General features: G+C 36.1%; 17 protein-coding genes. 3 read left to right on the forward strand and 14 right to left on the reverse strand.

What is annotated here, in order from left to right; all coding sequences use genetic code 11:
• Positions 1–6: 6 nt before the first annotated feature.
• From CIG1485E_RS06160 to CIG1485E_RS06195, 8 genes are read right to left on the reverse strand one after another with little or no spacing between them, the layout of a single operon-like run.
• The gene (locus CIG1485E_RS06160; protein WP_038454671.1) at positions 7–495 is read right to left on the reverse strand and encodes a KdsC family phosphatase; all 489 of its coding nucleotides are present in this window, start codon (positions 493–495) and stop codon (positions 7–9) included.
• Complete coding sequence (hisB, locus tag CIG1485E_RS06165) at positions 492–1,064, reverse strand: imidazoleglycerol-phosphate dehydratase HisB (RefSeq protein WP_038454673.1); 573 nt, start codon at positions 1,062–1,064, stop codon at positions 492–494. Before hisB ends, CIG1485E_RS06160 begins: the two co-directional genes overlap by 4 nt.
• Before the next feature lie 2 nt (positions 1,065–1,066).
• Entirely contained in the window at positions 1,067–1,843 is a 777-nt protein-coding gene (locus tag CIG1485E_RS06170) for a septal ring lytic transglycosylase RlpA family protein (protein ID WP_081867145.1), read from the reverse strand.
• Positions 1,827–3,038 carry a lytic transglycosylase domain-containing protein gene (locus tag CIG1485E_RS06175; protein WP_038454675.1) on the reverse strand — a complete coding sequence of 404 codons (1,212 nt, stop codon included), beginning with the start codon at positions 3,036–3,038 and terminating at the stop codon, positions 1,827–1,829. Before CIG1485E_RS06175 ends, CIG1485E_RS06170 begins: the two co-directional genes overlap by 17 nt.
• Before the next feature lie 8 nt (positions 3,039–3,046).
• Positions 3,047–3,811 (reverse strand): TatD family hydrolase, encoded by a 765-nt coding sequence (locus CIG1485E_RS06180; protein WP_038454677.1) that lies wholly within the window; start codon positions 3,809–3,811, stop codon positions 3,047–3,049.
• A complete protein-coding gene (locus tag CIG1485E_RS06185) occupies positions 3,808–5,052 on the reverse strand; it encodes a GGDEF domain-containing response regulator (protein ID WP_038454679.1) in 1,245 nt (414 codons plus the stop codon). Before CIG1485E_RS06185 ends, CIG1485E_RS06180 begins: the two co-directional genes overlap by 4 nt.
• Positions 5,053–5,101: 49 nt before the next feature.
• Entirely contained in the window at positions 5,102–6,631 is a 1,530-nt protein-coding gene (locus CIG1485E_RS06190) for a DNA repair protein RecN (protein WP_038454680.1), read from the reverse strand.
• Positions 6,621–7,484: an NAD(+) kinase gene (locus tag CIG1485E_RS06195; RefSeq protein WP_038454682.1), complete on the reverse strand. Its 864-nt coding sequence runs from the start codon at positions 7,482–7,484 to the stop codon at positions 6,621–6,623. The genes CIG1485E_RS06190 and CIG1485E_RS06195 overlap by 11 nt, the downstream gene beginning before the upstream one ends.
• Positions 7,485–7,628: 144 nt before the next feature.
• Between CIG1485E_RS06195 and aspS the strand changes: the two genes are divergently transcribed.
• Genes aspS through ppa form a run of 3 tightly spaced genes read left to right on the forward strand, consistent with a single transcriptional unit; the run spans position 7,629 to position 10,477 of the window.
• Positions 7,629–9,383 carry an aspartate--tRNA ligase gene (aspS, locus tag CIG1485E_RS06200; RefSeq protein WP_038454683.1) on the forward strand — a complete coding sequence of 585 codons (1,755 nt, stop codon included), beginning with the start codon at positions 7,629–7,631 and terminating at the stop codon, positions 9,381–9,383.
• Positions 9,380–9,955 carry an adenylate kinase gene (locus CIG1485E_RS06205; RefSeq protein WP_038454684.1) on the forward strand — a complete coding sequence of 192 codons (576 nt, stop codon included), beginning with the start codon at positions 9,380–9,382 and terminating at the stop codon, positions 9,953–9,955. The genes aspS and CIG1485E_RS06205 overlap by 4 nt, the downstream gene beginning before the upstream one ends.
• A 3-nt stretch (positions 9,956–9,958) precedes the next feature.
• Complete coding sequence (gene ppa / locus CIG1485E_RS06210; protein WP_038454685.1) at positions 9,959–10,477, forward strand: inorganic diphosphatase; 519 nt, start codon at positions 9,959–9,961, stop codon at positions 10,475–10,477.
• Between the two features lie 22 nt (positions 10,478–10,499).
• On the opposite strand, the gene CIG1485E_RS06215 is transcribed toward ppa, so the two are convergent.
• The 6 genes from CIG1485E_RS06215 to CIG1485E_RS06240 are packed head-to-tail and all read right to left on the reverse strand — an operon-like array spanning position 10,500 to position 18,815.
• A complete protein-coding gene (locus CIG1485E_RS06215; RefSeq protein WP_038454687.1) occupies positions 10,500–11,033 on the reverse strand; it encodes a hypothetical protein in 534 nt (177 codons plus the stop codon).
• A gap of 58 nt (positions 11,034–11,091) precedes the next feature.
• Positions 11,092–12,915 (reverse strand): bifunctional tRNA (5-methylaminomethyl-2-thiouridine)(34)-methyltransferase MnmD/FAD-dependent 5-carboxymethylaminomethyl-2-thiouridine(34) oxidoreductase MnmC, encoded by a 1,824-nt coding sequence (mnmC, locus tag CIG1485E_RS06220; protein WP_038454688.1) that lies wholly within the window; start codon positions 12,913–12,915, stop codon positions 11,092–11,094.
• Positions 12,912–14,426 carry an N-acetylmuramoyl-L-alanine amidase family protein gene (locus CIG1485E_RS06225; protein WP_051870945.1) on the reverse strand — a complete coding sequence of 505 codons (1,515 nt, stop codon included), beginning with the start codon at positions 14,424–14,426 and terminating at the stop codon, positions 12,912–12,914. Before CIG1485E_RS06225 ends, mnmC begins: the two co-directional genes overlap by 4 nt.
• Positions 14,410–15,522, reverse strand: coding sequence for a nitronate monooxygenase (locus CIG1485E_RS06230; RefSeq protein ID WP_038454690.1), 1,113 nt, complete (start codon positions 15,520–15,522; stop codon positions 14,410–14,412). Before CIG1485E_RS06230 ends, CIG1485E_RS06225 begins: the two co-directional genes overlap by 17 nt.
• Positions 15,522–16,727: a tyrosine--tRNA ligase gene (gene tyrS / locus CIG1485E_RS06235; protein WP_231723705.1), complete on the reverse strand. Its 1,206-nt coding sequence runs from the start codon at positions 16,725–16,727 to the stop codon at positions 15,522–15,524. The genes CIG1485E_RS06230 and tyrS overlap by 1 nt, the downstream gene beginning before the upstream one ends.
• A 3-nt stretch (positions 16,728–16,730) precedes the next feature.
• Positions 16,731–18,815, reverse strand: coding sequence for a RelA/SpoT family protein (locus tag CIG1485E_RS06240; protein WP_407637586.1), 2,085 nt, complete (start codon positions 18,813–18,815; stop codon positions 16,731–16,733).
• Positions 18,816–18,836: the final 21 nt, after the last annotated feature.

Genomic DNA, 18,836 nt, shown 5'->3' on the forward strand with positions numbered 1-18,836 from the left:
AGATTTTTATAACCAACGCTTCATCCACTCATCTTTTAAATTTGATCTATCGATTATGATTTCTATCATCTGCCTAACTGCGCCATGACCGCCATTTTTGCTTAGTCTTATGCTTGGTTTTACAAGCTCGTGAGCGTCATTTGGGCAAAAGCTTAAAGCGACTTTTGATAAAAGTCTCATATCATTAAAATCATCGCCTATTGCAGCTGTGTTTTCCCAGCTAAGACCTTCAAGCTCTAAGATTTCTCCAGCCTTAGCTAGCTTATCTTTGACCCCTTGAAAGCAGTATTTTATGCCAAGCTCTTTTGCTCTTTGCTCGACTATGGTTGAGCTTTTGCCAGTTATTATGGCTGTGAGTTTACCCATTTTATTCCACTGCTCTACGCCAAATCCGTCTTTTACATCAAATCTTTTAAACTCATCGCCGCTATTTGTCTTATAAATCCCACCATCACTAAGGCATCCATCAACATCTAAAAATATTATCTCTATCATAAAACGCCTTTTGTGCTTGGAGTGCCAGTTCTTTCATTTTTAGCCAAAGCTCTACGCAAGGCAACGGCAAATGCCTTAAATGTGGCTTCTGCTATGTGATGAGAGTTTGAGCCTCTTAGCTTTGTTAAGTGCAGAGTAATTCCAGCGTTCATAGCTAAAGCTTGGAAAAACTCTTGAACCAAATCTGTATCAAAAGTGCCGATTTTTTCAGCCATTTTGCTTTCATAAACCAAAAAAGCTCTATTAGAAAGATCAAGCGCGCACTCGACTGCTGCTTCGTCCATCACAACTACGCTATTTCCATATCTCTCAACATTGCAAAGTGGATATATGCTCTCTTTAATAGCCCCTCCAAGCAAAATACCACAATCTTCCACGCTGTGGTGATCATCGACTTCTAAATCGCCCTTGCAAGTAAGCTTTAAATCCATTAAAGAGTGCTTTGCTAGGGCAGTTAGCATATGGTCGAAAAAGCCAATGCCAGTGCTTATTTCGCTTTTGCCAGTTCCGTAAATTTCAAGCTCTAGGCTAATATCAGTTTCTTTTGTCTTTCTATCTTTTTTTATCATAATTAATCCCTTACTATAAATGCACCTTTAAATTTGCTAGAAGCTATAAAATCTCTAGCTTCATCTTCGCTTCTAAATCCAGCCAAAAATACCCTATATATCGGCTCTGAATCAAGTATATAGTTTCTTACAGAAGTCCTATAGCCATTTGTTTTATCGTATTGATTTTTATAGCTATTTGCTCCATTTTTGTTTCTAAATGCACCGATTTGAACCATGAAATTACCACCAGAATAAGTGTGAGTAGAAGCTGTTCTTGTAGTAGGAGTTTCGACTTTACCATAAAATCCAACTACTTCTAATCTAACAGGAGCAGTTCCAGCACCTATCATTGAAATTTGGTTCGCAGCGGCCTTTGAGAGGTCAATAACTCTTCCAGAAACAAACGGCCCACGGTCATTTATCCTAACTGTAGTCGATTTGCCATTTTTTAAATTTAGCACTTTTACCATTGTATTCATTGGCAAAGTTTTATGAGCTGCTGTCATGGAGTTCATATTATATGTTTCGCCATTGCTTGTCTTTTTACCGTGAAAATTTGGACCATACCAGCTTGCGATTCCACTTGCTGTGTCGCCTACTTCGACGACTGTTGGATAGTATGTTTTGCCATTTATCGTATATGGTCTCATCGTTGCTTTTTGCATGCTTGACGAGTTATTTACGCCTTTATTTTTAAAATCATTATTTGGATAAAAAGGTATGTTTTTTACGACAGAACATCCAGTAAAAAAGAGAGCTAATACTCCAAACCATATACTTTTACTTAGGTATGACAATGCTGTCTCCTATATCTAAGTTTGAAGTTTTCATATCATTTGCTTCTAAAATATCACTGATTTTCACATCAAATTTTTTAGAAATTCTTATGAGAGTGTCGCCTTTTTGGACTTTATAACTAGAAAGCACAGCAGCGCTTTTTGAGGCTGGAATGACTATTTCTTGGTTCGCTTTTACGCTTGTTATGTTGTTGTATTTTTTAATCTCATTAGAGTTGGTTCCCCATTTTGAGGCTATTTTGGCTATTGTATCACCCTTTTTTACCTTATAAACATGAAAAACTTTATTGCTTTTTATAGCTTTAAAATTGCTAACAAATAGATCTTTTTTGCTTATTGGTATATACATGTGGTATTCTTTTAAATTTGGTGGCGTAAATCCAAATTTAAGATGAGCATTGAACTCTTTCATTTTTTTAAGGCTAAGCCCTATACTATCGCCAACACTTGCTAAGCTAGTACCGCCAGGAACCATGATTTTTGTTATGCTGATTTGGTTTGCATTATTTAGCAAAGATGAGTCTTTTGAGATGATAAAATCGCTATCTTCTGCCATGTAAGCTGATAATAAAATCTTTTTTATAAACATTCTAGTTTCTAAAGATAGGTATTTTTTATCTGGATCAACCAATACGCTTAAGCTATCAGTGCCAGCAGCTGCTATGGCTTTTTTTAGTTTTCCCTCGCCACAATTATAAGCTATGATTGCTAAATACCACTTACCAAACTGTGATTTTAACGCTTTTAGATAAGAAACTGCAGCCTGAGTAGCTGCTACTGGATCTCTTCTTTCATCTACATATTTGTTTATTTTTAAGCCGTAAATTTTAGCAGTTCCTTCCATAAACTGCCACATTCCAACTGCTCTTACATTTGAAACTGCCTTGTTTGACAAGCCACTTTCTACTATTGCAAGATACAAAAATGTCTTTGGCATATCCGAGTTTTTGATAAGCTCTTTAAGCATAGATATATGACTGTACTCTTCTTTTATAATATTAACAAAACTTTTTTTGGTTATATTATTTTCATCAAGACTCATAGCCAAAAAATACGGATCTTTCATATATTTTGGATCGATATCAAGCTCTTTGAAGACCTTTAGTTGGGCGCCATAGTCATTTCTTGTTTGGATATATCCAAAAAGTGAGCTAGCTGTAAAAATGCATATTAAAATTGATATAAAAAATTTCATTCTTCTCCTTAAATTTTAAACAATGTATGAGCGTTTTTGGTTGTTATCTCCTCGATTTCTTCTTTAGTTAAATTTAAAATATCTGCCATTTTCTTGGCTACTAAATTAGTAAATTTAGGCTCATTTCTACTGCCACGATGTGGCTCTGGAGTCAGATATGGACCGTCAGTTTCTATGATAAGCCTATTTAGTGGAATTTGAGGCAAGATTTCGACTAGTTTTTTGGCATTTTTAAACGTCAAAACTCCGCCAATTCCATAATAAAACTTCTCTTTTAGCTCCAGTAAAATCGGACTTGCATTAAAACAATGCAAATCTCCACCAACTAAGCTATCTTGATACTCTTTTAAAATATTTAAGCTATCTTCATTTGCATCTCTGATATGGACTATCAAAGGTTTTTTTAGCTCGCAAGCTAGCTTGATTTGATCTATGAAAACCTCTTTTTGTTTAGCTTTATACTCATCTACGCCATCTTCAGGAAGTCTGAAATAATCAAGCCCACACTCGCCTATGGCTACGCATTTAGGATGAATTGCATACTCAAGAAGTTTGGCTCTATCATAGCCACCTACTTCATAAGGATGCACTCCAGCTGCAAAAAATACATTTTCATAAGTTTGAGCTATTTTACAAGCTTTTGGTAAATCATTGATATCAGCGCCAGGAATTATAAGCTTTTTCACATTTTCTTTAGTAGCAGCACTGATAACATCGTCTAAATCACTAGCGTATCTTTCATCATCAAGGTGACAATGAGTATCTATAATCATAATATCTCCACTCTATTTTTGCCCGAATTCTTAGCGACATAAAGAGCTTGATCTGCTACTGAGATTAGTTTATCTATATCTGTAGCAAAATCTCCGTTTGTAACGCCAATCGAAACAGTAAACTTTACCACATTTTCTTTTATGTTTATTAAACAAGCAGCGATTTTAGCTCTGGTATTTACTATTATTTTAACGCCATCGTCAAATTTGGTATTTAAAAGCACCACGCAAAACTCTTCACCACCAAACCTAGCTACGACTCCTTTAGAGCCTACTTCTTGCAAAAGAAATATAGCTAATTTTTGGATAACAATGTCGCCTATATCGTGACCAAATTTATCATTGACTGATTTAAAATTATCAATATCAAACATCGCAACGACGAAATTTGAATCTTCATTATTTCTATAATAATCAGCCATAAATGAGTAAAAATATCTTCTGTTATAAACTCCAGTCAAAAAGTCTGTATTGGCGAATTTCGACATAGCGTTGATATTTTCCATAGATTCTATGGTGTTGTTTATACGACAAATTAACTCTTCTTTGCTAAATGGTTTTTTTATGTAATCATTCGCACCATTTTTTAAAAATTTAGCGCCAGTTCCGTCTTCATCATTGCTTGTTAAAACAATAACGGCTAGGCTATTTTTATCATATTTTTGCCTGATATTTTGCATTAGCTCAAAGCCGTCCATAACTGGCATATTATAATCAGTCAAAACAAATTTCATATCTGGATTGTCTTCTATGTAGCTCATCGCCTCTTCGCCGTGCGCTGCAGCAAATACCTTAAATTGCTGAGACATAAGAATTCTTTTGATTTCATTTCTCACAGGAGCTGAATCATCTACGACCATGACCTTGCAGCTTCTGTTTTTACTAAGTCTGTTTATGGTATCAAATATATAAGAAATGCTATTCATATTGTCTTTTATGACATAATCGACTATATCTTTATGCATAAAAAGCTTTCTAGTCTCTTCATCCATACTACCAGTTAAGACTATGCTAAGTATGTTTTTTGATAGTACGAAATCGACTATTTCGCCATTTGGAGCATCTGGTAAATTTAGATCTAAAAGAGCAAGAAAAAAGTCATCATTGTCTTCAATGATATTTTTAGCCTCTTCAAAACTATGAGCTACTACTATCTCCATATCTATGTTTTTTTCCATTTTTTTAGCTATAAGTTTAGCTAAAGCCTTATTATCATCTACTACTAAAATTCTCTCTCTCATACAAATAACCTTGAAATTTCATCGCTTAATTTTAACATAATTTACTTTTTTAATCTTTAATGCAAAGCAATTTTTTGGCAAATTGCCTAGCTTCTTGAGTTATGACCTCTCCACTTATCATTCTAGAAAGTTCCAAAATACGCTCATTTATATCAAGCTCTTTTACGCTAGATTTGTTACCATTTTTTTCTACCAAAAAGTGATGATGGGCTTTGGAGCTGAGTTGTGGCTGGTGAGAAATAGCAAAAATTTGATAAAAACAAGCTAGCTCAAGCAAGACATTTGCTATACTCATTGCCTCTTTTCCGCTCAAATTCGCATCAATCTCATCAAGAATCAAAACACCATTTCCAAACTCAGTAATGCTAACTTCACTAGCAATAAATGCAAGCCTTAGACGGTTTATCTCGCCACTACTTAGGTTTTTAAGGTTCGCACTATCAAGACTTAGGCAAACATCGTCGCTTCCGCTACTATCAAGCTCTTTTTGATTTAAGCTCACTGAAACTTTACTCATATATAAATTTGCCAAATATTCATTTAAAATAGTGCTAAATTTAACTATTTGCTCACTTCTACTAGCTGAAATTTGAGCTCCAAGAGCTTCTATTTCATCTTTGATCTTGGCAAATTTATTCTCCAAATCATGCTTTTCAAACTCGATTTTCTCATATCTAGCAAGCTCATTTTTTCTAGTTTCTAGCACGCCCAAAGCCTCTTTTATGCTTCCATATCTTTTGACAAGCGAGTTAAGAGCCTCTATCCTATCAAGGATTTTTTCTATATCCATATCTTCTATATCTTCAAAGTTCACGCTACTTCTAGCCACTTTTAGCTCATTTAGTGCATCACTAAAAAATCCCGCGTCAATGTCGCTAATATGCAAAGCATCCATCACGGCCTTTTCATAAGCAAAAATAGCGTCTGCCTTGCCCCAAGCCTCTTCTATCTTATCTTTTTTGCTGAGCTTTTTTTTGATTGCGATTAGCTCGTCAAACTCGCCCTCTTTTGGATTTATATTTGAGATTTTATTTATCTCAAAACTAGCAAATTCCTTTAGCTCTTCTATCTTTTTTTCATCTTCATTTATCTTTTCAAGCTCTTTTTTGACGCTACTAAACTCATCAAATTTAGCTCTAAATTTAGCCAAAATATCACCAAATTTAGGATTTTTTTTCATCGCTAAAGTATCAAGCACGTTTAAAAGTCTGGTGTTTTCAAACTCACTTATCTCTTTTGCGCTCAGATATTTCAGATGCAAGCTGGCGATTTTTGCAAGATTTTTTTTAGAGATTGATTGGTTATTTATAAAATACCTTGCCGATTTGTCTTTTAGAAGCTTAAACGTGTTTATATCGCTACTTTCTATGCCATATTCGCCCATATCAAACTCATATAAACAGTCAGCCTCAACTAGCCTTGCGTCGATATCTTTGAAGCCAAAAACTCCAAGCAATGCGTCCATCAAAACTGATTTTCCAGCTCCACTAACTCCAGTAAATACGCTAAGTCCGGAGCCAAAGACCAAATTTGCCTCTTCAAAACTAAGATGATCTTTTAAAAAAAGCCTATTTATCATTGTGTCCCCACCTTAATTTTTCTTTCAAAATTTCAAAATAATCACGGTTTTTACTACGCACCAAATTTACCCTAAACTCACTAATCCCGACTTCTACGCTGCTAAAATCCTTTAAATCTACCCTATCTTGACCATCGACCAAGACCACAACATCATCACCACTTTTAAACTCGACTTTAAACTCTTTTGGCAGTATCAAAGGGCGCTGCGTGAGGCTATGAGAGCAAACTGGCGTGAGACTAAAAACATCGCAAAGCGGATAGATGATAGCCCCACCTGCGCTCATATTATAAGCAGTTGAGCCCATAGCTGAGCTCACTATCACGCCATCGCCAAAGTATGAATTAAAGTGCTTTTTATTCATATAAGCTTCTATATTTGCCGTTGAGTTTACCTTTTTTCTCATCAAAACTATATCATTAAATGCTATTTTTCTAACTATCTTTTCATCTTTTTTAAATTTAGCTTCAAGCATATATGGGTGCTCTACTGAGTAGTTTCCAGCGAAAAACTCAGCGAAAAACTCCTCAGCTTGCTCCAAAGTAGCATCAGTCAAAAATCCCAAATGCCCAGTGTGGATCCCAAATACATAAGCCAAAGAATTCGCACATCTCCTACAAGTAGAGATGAAGCTCCCGTCGCCACCTACTGAGATTATGAAATTTGTCTTTTGCAAAATTTCTTCAAAACTAAGCCCATCTCTTGATATCTCTTTTGCCTTTGATTTTTCTAGCAAAATTTGTACGCCATACCTTTGAAGTATCGTCTCTATCGTCTCTACGGCTACTTTTTGCTGAGCGGCATCTCTTATAATAATTCCAGCAAATTTTATATTTTCGTGTATTTGTTTCATATTTTTTCCTAATTACATAATTTTATAAAAAATTTGCTTAAAATGACAAATCATAAAATTTATTGTCTAAATTTGGGCTATTTTTGATAAAAAATTTATAATAGTTATACTATAATATGAACTTTTACTTGAAAGGACAAAAATATGCGGAGTCATTATTGCACCGACCTCGATAAAAATGATATAGGAAAAGAAGTTAAACTTTGTGGTTGGGTAAATTCATACCGTGATCATGGCGGTGTTATTTTTATAGATTTAAGAGACAGAACAGGACTAATTCAACTAGTTTGCGATCCAGCAGATAGCAAAAGCGCTCATGAAATAGGCTCAAAACTAAGAGACGAATACGTCATCAAAGCAACTGGCAAAGTAAGAGCTAGAGGCGAGGGACTAACAAATCCAAAGCTAAAAACTGGCGAGATTGAAGTTGTCATTAGCGAGCTAATCATAGAAAACGAAAGCGCGCCACTTCCATTTGTCATAGGCGATAACAACGTCGGCGAAGATGTTCGCTTGAAGTATCGCTTTTTAGACCTTAGAAATACTGAGAGTTTTGATAAATTTAAACTTCGCTCAAAAGCGTCAATCGCTTGTAGAAACGCTCTTGATAGACTAGGATTTTTAGAAGTTGAAACTCCGATTTTAACTCGTGCTACTCCTGAGGGCGCAAGAGATTATCTCGTGCCAAGCCGTGTATATCCTGGAAGCTTTTACGCACTTCCTCAAAGCCCACAACTCTTCAAACAGCTTTTGATGTGTGCTGGATTTGATAAATATTTTCAAATCGCACGTTGTTTTAGAGATGAGGATTTAAGAGCTGATCGCCAACCAGAATTTACTCAAATCGACGTTGAGATGAGCTTTTGTACTCAAGAAGATGTCATAAAAGTCGGCGAAGAGGTTTTAAAAGATATATTCGCAGCTTGCGGTCATGATATACAAATTCCGTTTCAAAGAATGCAATACAAAGACGCGATGGAAACTTATGGTAGCGACAAACCAGATTTAAGATTTGAGCTTCCTATGGTTGATGTGATCGATATATTTGCTAAATCAAACAACGAAATTTTCAGTAAACCAGCAAATGATCCAAAGAAAAATCGTGCAAAGGCTATTAAAGTTCCTGGCGGCGATAATATATTTAGCAAACGCCAAATGCAAAGATTTGAAGAGTTTGTGCGTAAATTTGGCGCAAAAGGCTTAGCATTCATACAAGTCAAAGAAGACGGCTTAAAAGGTCCGCTTGTCAAATTCTTCGAGCAAGAGCAAGTTGATGAGCTTATCAAACGTTGCGATTTAAAAACTGGCGATGTTGTATTCTTTGGTATCGGGGATAAAAAAACCGTGCTTGATTATATGGGAAGATTTAGAATTTTCCTTGCAAATGAGCTTGGTATCATAGATGAGAACAAACTTGAGTTTTTATGGGTTGTTGATTTCCCTATGTTTGAGCAAAATGACGATGGTAGCTACTCAGCGATGCACCATCCATTTACAATGCCAAAAAATCCAGATGAGAGCGACCTTGAAGATATCACCAGTATCGCTTATGACGTTGTTTTAAACGGAGTTGAGCTTGGTGGCGGAAGTATCAGAATCCACAAAAATGATATCCAACAAAAGGTATTTAGACTTCTTAAAATAGAAGAAACAGAGCAAAGAGAAAAATTTGGCTTCTTACTGGATGCTTTAAGCTTTGGTGCTCCACCACATGGCGGTTTTGCTATAGGACTTGATAGACTTATCATGCTTGTGACAAAATCAGCTAGTATAAGAGACGTTATAGCCTTCCCTAAAACTCAACGCGCAAGTTGTTTGATGACAAAAGCACCAAGTGAAGTAGATAACGCTCAATTAAGAGAGCTAGGACTTAGAGTTAGAGAAAAGGAGACTAAATGAAAAAATTATTTTTGATAATCGGTGCACCAGGAAGTGGCAAAACAACAGACGCTAGCATAATTGCTGCAAATGACGCTAAATTCGCACACTATTCAACAGGAGATTTACTAAGAGCTGAAGTAGCTAGTGGCAGTGAGCTTGGCAAATTAATCGATAGCTTCATAAGCAAAGGCAACCTTGTCCCACTTGATGTAGTTGTAAATACTATAATTTCAGCTATCAAATCAAGCGACAAGGACTATATCTTAATAGATGGCTACCCAAGAAGCGAAGAGCAAATGAGAGAGCTAGATAGAGTTTTAGCTAGTCAAAATGAGGTAAGCTTGGATGGCGTTATCGAAGTGGATGTAAGTGAAGAGGTTGCAAGAGAGCGAGTTTTAGGCAGAGCTAGAGGAGTCGACGATAATAACGAAGTATTCAACAACAGAATGAAAGTCTACACCGCTCCAATAGAGGCTATAAGAGCATTTTACAAAGATAAGAGCTTGCTACAAGTCATAAACGGCGAACGAGGCATAGATGAGATAGTAGGCGATATGAAAAACCTAATTGAAAATTTAATAAAAGGATAATTTATGGATATCAGCAAAATCAAATACGGAAGCAATCCAGACAAACTAAACGCAGTCATCGAGATACCTTATGGCTCAAACATCAAGTATGAGATAGACAAAGAAAGCGGCGCCGTTGTCGTTGATCGCGTACTTTACTCAGCTATGTTTTATCCAGCAAACTACGGCTTTGTACCAAATACTTTAGCTGATGATGGTGATCCAGCTGATATACTAGTGCTAAACGAATATCCACTTCAAGCAGGCAGCGTGATACCTTGCCGTTTAATAGGCGTTTTAGTAATGGAAGATGAAGCAGGAATGGATGAAAAACTTTTAGCTGTTCCAGTTACAAAAATCGATCCAAGATATGCAAAAATCAACTCTATTGAAGATTTATCAGAAGCCACACTTAACCGTGTTAAAAACTTCTTTGAGACTTACAAACTACTAGAACCTGGCAAATGGGTAAAAGTAAAAGGCTTCGAAGATGCGAAAAAAGCTGAAGAAATCCTAGATAAAGCTATCAAAAATTACAAATAATTTAAGCGTGGATTTCCACGCTTTACTCATCCATATCTTCAAAATCCTCGAAATTTATCTCCAAATCATTGCGTTCATACTGAGCTAAAACTATACTTTCTATCTTTTGTTTTAGCGTTGCCAAATTTGAAAAATCATTAGATTTTATCTCGTCTAAATAAATTTGGCAGCCATCATCATCTATATTTTGCTTTAAAAATTTAATAGCGCCAGTTATGTTTTTGTTTGTTGTTATACTTTGTTCTATAAAACAAATCGCCCGCAAAACCTCACCACTGACAGTGTTTGCCATACCCATATACGGAAGTAGACTTTTATACATATCAGCTTTTAGGTCGCCAATCGTGCCAAGCATTTGGTTTTTACTCAGTTCGAAATCTCCATTTTGCGTCTGAGTGATGCTAAATGTATCGACGCCTATGACTTTGTGAAACTTATCTCCCACTCTATCGCCACACTCCCAACACCTTGAATAGCACTCCCCATCCCAGCCATTTAAGGCAAAAAATCTACCACCAATCTCCACAACTACTATTTCTTTATCAAGCCAGTGCATATTTATCCTTTTTTAGATAATTTTACACAAATTTTATAAATAAAAGAGGTATTAAGTCTTATTTAACTAATCCTTTTTTGAGTTTTCTTACTAAAAATCTAGCAGGATTTAGGCTATCAAGTATGGTTTTGGTAGTGCAAATTTGACGACCAAGAGCCATATCTAACAAAATCTCAGCCCCAAATATAGCAGTACAAAGCCCCCTTGAGCCATGAGCTGTAGTTATCAAGATATTTTCATAATGGGCTGGAGTTTGATGATTTTCGTGATTTTTCGTCCATAAAAGCGATTTGTAGCTTTGCTTAAACTCTCTAGCATTATGCACGCCTCCAATGAGAGGAAATCTATCGCCGCTATATCCACGAAAACCTACATTTGCGCCTATCACGGTTGGTTTTTGACTTATAAACTCAGATAAATTTGAGATATTTTCTTCATTATCGTTCAATCTAGTCTCCGAGCAAAAATCATTTCTAGCATAGGTCGCGCCGATGACTTGCACGCCATCAACAAATTTGCAAGCATAACCCCTTGCACTGTATGGATAGGCTAAATTGAGCGGCTCTTTGATGTGAGTTACTTGACCTCTTACGCTACTTAGTTGCATAAACTCATCTTCAAAGCTATTTTCAAAAAGCACCCTACTCTCATCACCAATAGCAAATATGATTAAATCAGCGTCTAAAGACTGCTTGTTTTTGAAATTTACCTTATAACCAGTTTTAGTTTTTTCTAAACTTTCAAATTCAAAATCATAATACATATTTAAATTTGCAGCTAAGCTTTGACAAAGTTTTTTAGGTCTTATCTGAGCAGCGTCATTTATAAAAGCCCTTGGATACGGGCTTGCATTTTTATCAAACTCAAAAATCTCATTTTTGCCCCAAGTTTCAAATCTCTGCTTTTCTAGCTCATTTTTAGCATAATCATAAACGCCACAAAAATCAGCAAATTCACTGCCTTTGTAGAAGTTTTTTGCAAACAAAAACGCACTCATGTGCATTTTTCCTAAATCTACTTCTGGTTTTGTGATAAGTGGCATCAAAATTCCAGCGTGATTTGAACTTCCATTTGTAGCTGGCTGGCTCATTTTTTCAGCTACGCTCACCTCAAATCCAGCTTTACAAAACTTCAAAGCCGCGCTCAGTCCTGCCACTCCAGCTCCAATGATTAGAACTTTTTTAAATGGTTTTATGGCTGGGACACTATACCAAGGCTGTCTGCTTACTTTTTGTTTTGGGGTTTGCAAAATAGCTTCAAGACTTTGTCTTTTTTTAGAGTGGCCTTTTATCTTAATTACGCTAAATCCAGCGTTTTTTAGATTATCTTGGACTATTCTAGCTGAGCTAAATGTCCGTAAAATTGCTCCACTTTTACAAAATGCACCGACCTTGTCAAATACCTCCAAGCTCCACATATCTGGATTTTTGCTAGGCGCAAAACCGTCCATATACCAAATATCAGCCTTAAAATCCAGCTCATCAAAAAAATCCAAAATATCACCAAAATAAATATCAAGTATGACGTTTTTAAATTTAATCCTAATCAAAGCATCATTTAGCACATCATACTGATCTATAAAAAGGCTAAAAAGCTCACTTAAGCTTGGAAATTTGGTGTAAATTTGACGAAGTTCAGCCTTGCTAAATGGATATTTCTCAACAGCGATATAGTGGAGTTTTTTATCTCCAGCCCTTAAAACAGTACTAAAAAAATTTAACCCCGCCCCAAATCCAGCCTCAGCTACGACTAGCTCGTCTTCACTGAGCAAATCAACAACGCTTGAATAAGTATGAAAGCACTCCTTTAAAGGCTCATCTGTGTTAAAATATATATCATCAAATTTAGATGAATAAAGCGTGTCTTGTTTAAATGCAATCATCTGTTTTTTATAAAATACGAATCCACGCCATCAGCTAAACCAGTAGCTAGCTTGCTTATATACTCATCGTTTGCGATTCTAGGGCCTTCAGTTGGATGAGTTATATAGCCTATCTCGACCAAAACTGCCGGCATCGAAGCCCCTACCAAAACCCAAAATGGAGCCTCTCTAACTCCGCCATCAGATACTGAATATTTTTTTCTAACAGAGCCTAGAAGCGAGCTTTGTATATCGATAGCAAGCTTATTTGAAGCGATTATTTTCTCCCTATTTAGAAAGTTTAGAAAGCTAATTTTAGTGAAATAATTCATCTCATCAGTGTCTGCTTTATTCTCCAAATTTGCAGCACTCATACTTCGCTCACTTCTAGTAGGACTTAAAAAAAACGTCTCTATGCCCTCCATACTTTTTGCTTTTTGTTTATTTGGCGCGGCGTTTGCGTGAACTGAGATAAATAGATCTGCCATCTTATCGTTGGCAAAGCTGGTTCTATTTCTTAGCCCTATAAACTTATCATTACTTCTAGTATAATGCACCTTGTAGCCTCTATCTTTTAGGATTTCACCAGTTTTTAAAGCTACTTTTAAGACTATGTGTTTTTCATAAAGCTTGCTCCCACCAACTGCTCCAGCGTCTTTTCCGCCATGTCCAGGATCTAAGACTATTGTTTTTGAACGTCTAAATTTAGTGCTTAGGCTATCTTGTGTTTTTGGAGTTTCAACTGCATTTTTGGTTTTTTTAACAGTTGCCACTTTTTCATTTTTTTCTTCTGCTCGATTATTTATGCCATTAGTAGTAGAAAAAATTAACTTATTTTTTTCTATTTTGAAGTTGATATCTTGTTTTTTGTCATTTGAGCATACAAGTCTGGTTGTGTTTTTGTCATACTGCGATATTCTGATTTCATCACAAATTCCAGATTTTATGGTTTTAGACACGAATACGGCGATACCTTCTATATCATAAATTTGCCTAAAAACAGCCTTCGAGTTTAGCTCAAAATCTTTAATTTCATCAGCACTTGGCTCTTTGTTTAAATTTAATACTAAAGTATTTTTATCACTAGTAACGCTTAATATTTTTAGAGTTTGCTTGTTGTTTGTAATATTTTTTGCGGTTTCTTTTGGAATTTCTTTTTTGATATTTTGTGTTTTAGTATTTGGAGTGTCTTCTTTTTTGGTGGTTTTTGTGGCTTGCGACTTTTTGATTTGCTTGTCTAATAAATCAAGTTTGCCGTAAGTCTTTAGCTCTTTTTCATAGTCTTTATAGTCTAGCCCAAGAGCTTTTGAGCTTTGAACTAGCCTTATAAGGGCATCTATTTTTAGCTCTTCTTTATCGTTTATGATAGATTGTATATAAACATTTTTCATTCTATGATACATTCTCATCTGCTCGCTTTTGCTTAAGGTATCAAATTTACTATCAAACTCTTTGATTTGAGTAGCGAAATTTGCACCAAAAACAAAAGTAGCAAATATAAATACTAAAAATAGTCTAGTTATTTTCCCCATGAACCAACTTTTTAAATAGCTCTTTTACGCTTATTATCTCTTTTAGTTTATATCCATTTGCTCCAGTAAAAAACAGTCCAGTATCTTTCTTGCCACTATATGCATCATATAATCTATCAGCTATGCAGTATCCGACCTCTTTAGCCTCTTTTCCGCGTTGGCAAGGACTTACACAGTTGCTTATGCACTGTATTTTTGGACCTGCTTTTTTAGCTACTAATTCGATTAAATTTGTCTTGATCCCTCTTGCTGGATAGCCAACTGGACTTTTGATAAGCTTAATATCATCCTTAGTAGCGTTTATAATGACTTCTTTAAACTCATCAGCGGCGTCACATTCGAAAGTGCCAATAAATCTAGTTCCCATTTGAACACCACTAGCTCCAAGACTTATAGCCTTAGCTATATCTTCATGATCCCAAATCCCACCAGCAGCAAAAACCGGCATAGGCTTTCCGCTTATTTTTTCCCACTCTTTTGCTTCGCTGACAACTGGAGCTATAAGTTTGTCTAGTTGATACTCAGGGTCAATGCACTGCTCATAAGTAAAGCCTTGATGGCCACCACTAAGTGGACCTTCAAGCACGACAGCATCAGGAAGCTTGCCATATCTTGCAAGCCATCTTTTGCAGATGATTTTTAGTGCTTTTGCGGAACTTACTATAGGCACGAGTGCTACTTCTTTGAAATTTTGAGTAAGTTCTGGCAGATTTGTAGGAAGTCCAGCGCCTGAAATGATGATGTTTATACCGTGCTCGCAAGCATCTTTAACTATTCTTGCATAATCATTACTAGCACACATTATGTTTGCGGCAAGTGGGCGATTTCCACAAATTTTTCTAGCATTGTCTATAATCGCCTTAAATCCAGCCCTTGAGTAGAAATTTTCACTATCATAAGGTTTGCCATTTATCTCTTTTGCGATATGGCTTTTGTTTTCATAATACCCTGTTCCAACCGAGCTAATCACGCCAAGACCACCATTTAAACTGACATTTCCAGCTAGCTTATCCCAGCTGATACCAAGCCCCATACCGCCTTGAATAATAGGATATTTTATCTCATAGTTGCCTATTTTTACGCTTTTTAGTTCCATCATATAACCTTTAATTTTGCATACAATCTTTTGCCGATTTGCAAAATATACTCACCTTTAGTGAGTTTAAGCTGCTCATCTCCTATTTTTGTCTGATTTACGCTAACTGCGTTTGCTTTTATATGGCGTCTTGCTTCGCCATTGCTAGCACAAAGTTTGCAATAACTAAGTGCTTCAACTATCCAAAACTCATCTGCTTTTATCTCAAATTCACTCATATCGCTTGGCAATTCATTTTTGCTATGAACCCTGTCAAATTCATCTTTTGCAGCTTTTGCAGCGTCATTGCCATGGAATCTAGCTGTAATTTCAAGAGCCAAATTTTCTTTTATTTTTTTAGGGTGAAGTTCGCCTTTTGCTACTCCAGCTTTTAACTCTTCTATCTCTAAAGCCGTCAAATCACTTAAAAGCTCATACCAAACCCACATCAAATCATCGCTCACGCTCAAAGTTTTTGCAAACATATCGTTTGGCTCATCAGTTACGCCAATATAGTTGCCAAGGCTCTTACTCATCTTATTAACCCCATCAAGCCCTACAAGAAGTGGCATCATGATGACGCCTTGTTCTTTGCCTACATTATAAGTTCTTTGCAAGGTTCTACCCATCAAAAGGTTAAATTTCTGATCTGTTCCACCCATTTCGATATCACATTTCATAGCCACGCTATCATAGCCTTGTAAAAGCGGATACAAAAACTCACTTATAGCAATTGGGGTTTCGTTTTTGTAGCGTTTAGTAAAATCATCACGCTCAAGCATACGAGCGACATTAAACGTGCTTGAAAGTGCGATAAGCCCATCTGCTCCAAGTTTGCTAAGCCAAGCTGAGTTAAACATAACTTCTGTTTTGCTCTCATCAAGTATCTTAAAAACTTGCTCTTTATATGTTTTTGCATTTTTTGCTATCGTTTCATCATCAAGGACTTTTCTAGTTACACTTTTGCCTGTTGGATCGCCGATTTTAGCAGTAAAATCACCGATCAAAAACTGAACTATACCACCATGACGTTGTAAAAATGCCATTTTGTTTAGCACGACAGTGTGTCCTAAGTGAAGATCTGGAGCTGTTGGATCAAATCCAGCTTTTATATAAAAATGTTTACCATTTTTGTAATAATCTTTTATCAAACCTTCAATTCTTTGAAAGTCGATTATCTCTGCAATACCCTTTTTTAGGTCTTGCATCACTAGATCTATATCAATCATTTAAGCTCCTTCATTGTGGTAAGCATCAGATAGGGATTTGAACTCAACTATCTTATATCTATCTTTTAGTTTATCTCTTATTTCATTACTATCTAAATTTTCATTTAGCTCAATTGTCACATCAAAATAATCAGCGACAACTCTTTCATCGCTTTCGCTTAGCGTTATTGTGACTAAATCAACATTTAATTTTGCTAAATATGTTAAAAATGCAGCTAGACTTCCTCTTTTGTTTTCTATGCTAAGAATGATTTTATAGCGGTGTGGAGCATTTCTGGTCCATTTGACAAAGACCATCTCTTCTTTGTCTTCCATGAGCTTGGCTGCTCTTTCACAAAGCTTATGATGAACTGCTACATTGTGACCGTTTTTAAAGCCGATTATATCATCGCCACGTTTTGGATTGCAGCAATAATCAAATTCTGTAGCATTGATTTTATAGTTTGAATAGACTACTATATTATCAAATTTTTGTTTTTTAACTTCGTATTTATCAGCAAATTTAAGGCTGAAAATCTTGTCTTGTCTTGGGTATTTTTTAAGCGCATTTACAACATCTTGAAGATAAACTGAATCAGTAGCAGCGCGCGCTATTTTTTTGCTAAGATTTTCTTTTTCAAGCCATTCTAAAATGATCTTTTCTTGGACGCTAAAAATCCCGACTAATATATCTATGGCGACTTGTCCGTTTATATCTCTTACTTTTTGCCTACAAAAGCTTCTTATGGTCGCTCTTGCTTTGCCTGTTTTAACACTAGTTAGCCATGAGCAGCGATAATGCGCCTCGTCTCCTGTGACTATGCGAACTATATCGCCGTTTTTTAGCTCGGTTAAAAGTGGCACACGAACACGGTTTACATAAGCTTCTTTTGCGTGAAGTCCTACTTCTGAGTGTATTTCATAAGCATAGTCAAGCGCTGTTGCGCCTCTTGGAAGTGTAAAAATCCCGCCTTTTGGAGAATAAACTGCGATATCTTCTACATATAAGCTATCTTTTGCATATTCATACAAATCTTCTATGCTCTTATCATCACCCTCAGCTGCACTAATGTCACTTAGCCAGTCTAGTTTTGGAGTTATCAGGCCACCACTTTTATACTTCCAGTGAGCCGCAACGCCGTATTCTGCAGTTTTATGCATATCAAGAGTGCGAATTTGAGCTTCAATGATAGCTTTATTATCAAAGATAGTAGTGTGGATTGTTTGGTAGCCATTTTGTTTTGGTAATGCTACATAGTCTTTAAATCTTGAAATAAGTGGATTGAAATTCATATGTAAAATTCCAAGAACCAAATAACAATCTTTTGGATTTTGTACAAGAACGCGAACAGCCAAAAGATCCAAAACTTCTTCTATGCTTATGCCTTTTCTTTGCATTTTAAGGTATATAGAATAGTAGTGTTTGATACGTTTTTGTATCCTAAAACTATCTTCAGTAAAGCCATTTGTGAGTAGCTTTTCGCTTACTTTTTGGCTGAATGAATTTATTTTTAACTGGAGTTGTTGTTTGTGCTCGTTTATGTATGATTCTATTGTCGCATACTCTTTAGACAAGACATATTTGAAGCTTAGATCTTCTAGAATGTTTTTCACAGATGAGATACCAAGTCTATGAGCGATAGGAGCATAAACGACTAAGGTCTCTTCTGCGATGCGTTTTTGTTTTTCTGGTCTAAGAGCTTCAAGGGTAAGCATATTGTGAAGTCTATCACAAAGCTTAATGACAAGCACTCTGACATCTTCTATAGATACTAAAAGCATTTTTCTAAAAGTAAGCGCTGAAGCGGCTAATTTTTCGTTTGAGCTAGAGCTTGCAAGCTCATTTTCACGTATGGCGACTATTTTTGTAAGCCCACGGACTAAATTTGTCACCTCTTCGCCAAACTCAAATTTGACCTCATCCTCATCGCACTGCGTATCTTCTACAACGTCATGCAATAAAGCAGCTATTAGCATACTCTCATCGCCACCCATATGTGCTACAAATGAGCAGACTAAAATCGGATGTATAGAGTATGGTTCGCCACTTTTTCTAAACTGCCCATCATGAAGCCTAATGCAATAATCAACTGCTTTTAGAAGCATACCGCTTGGCTTGGCAACAGA

The organism is Campylobacter iguaniorum (assembly GCF_000736415.1).
Lineage (GTDB): Bacteria > Campylobacterota > Campylobacteria > Campylobacterales > Campylobacteraceae > Campylobacter > Campylobacter iguaniorum.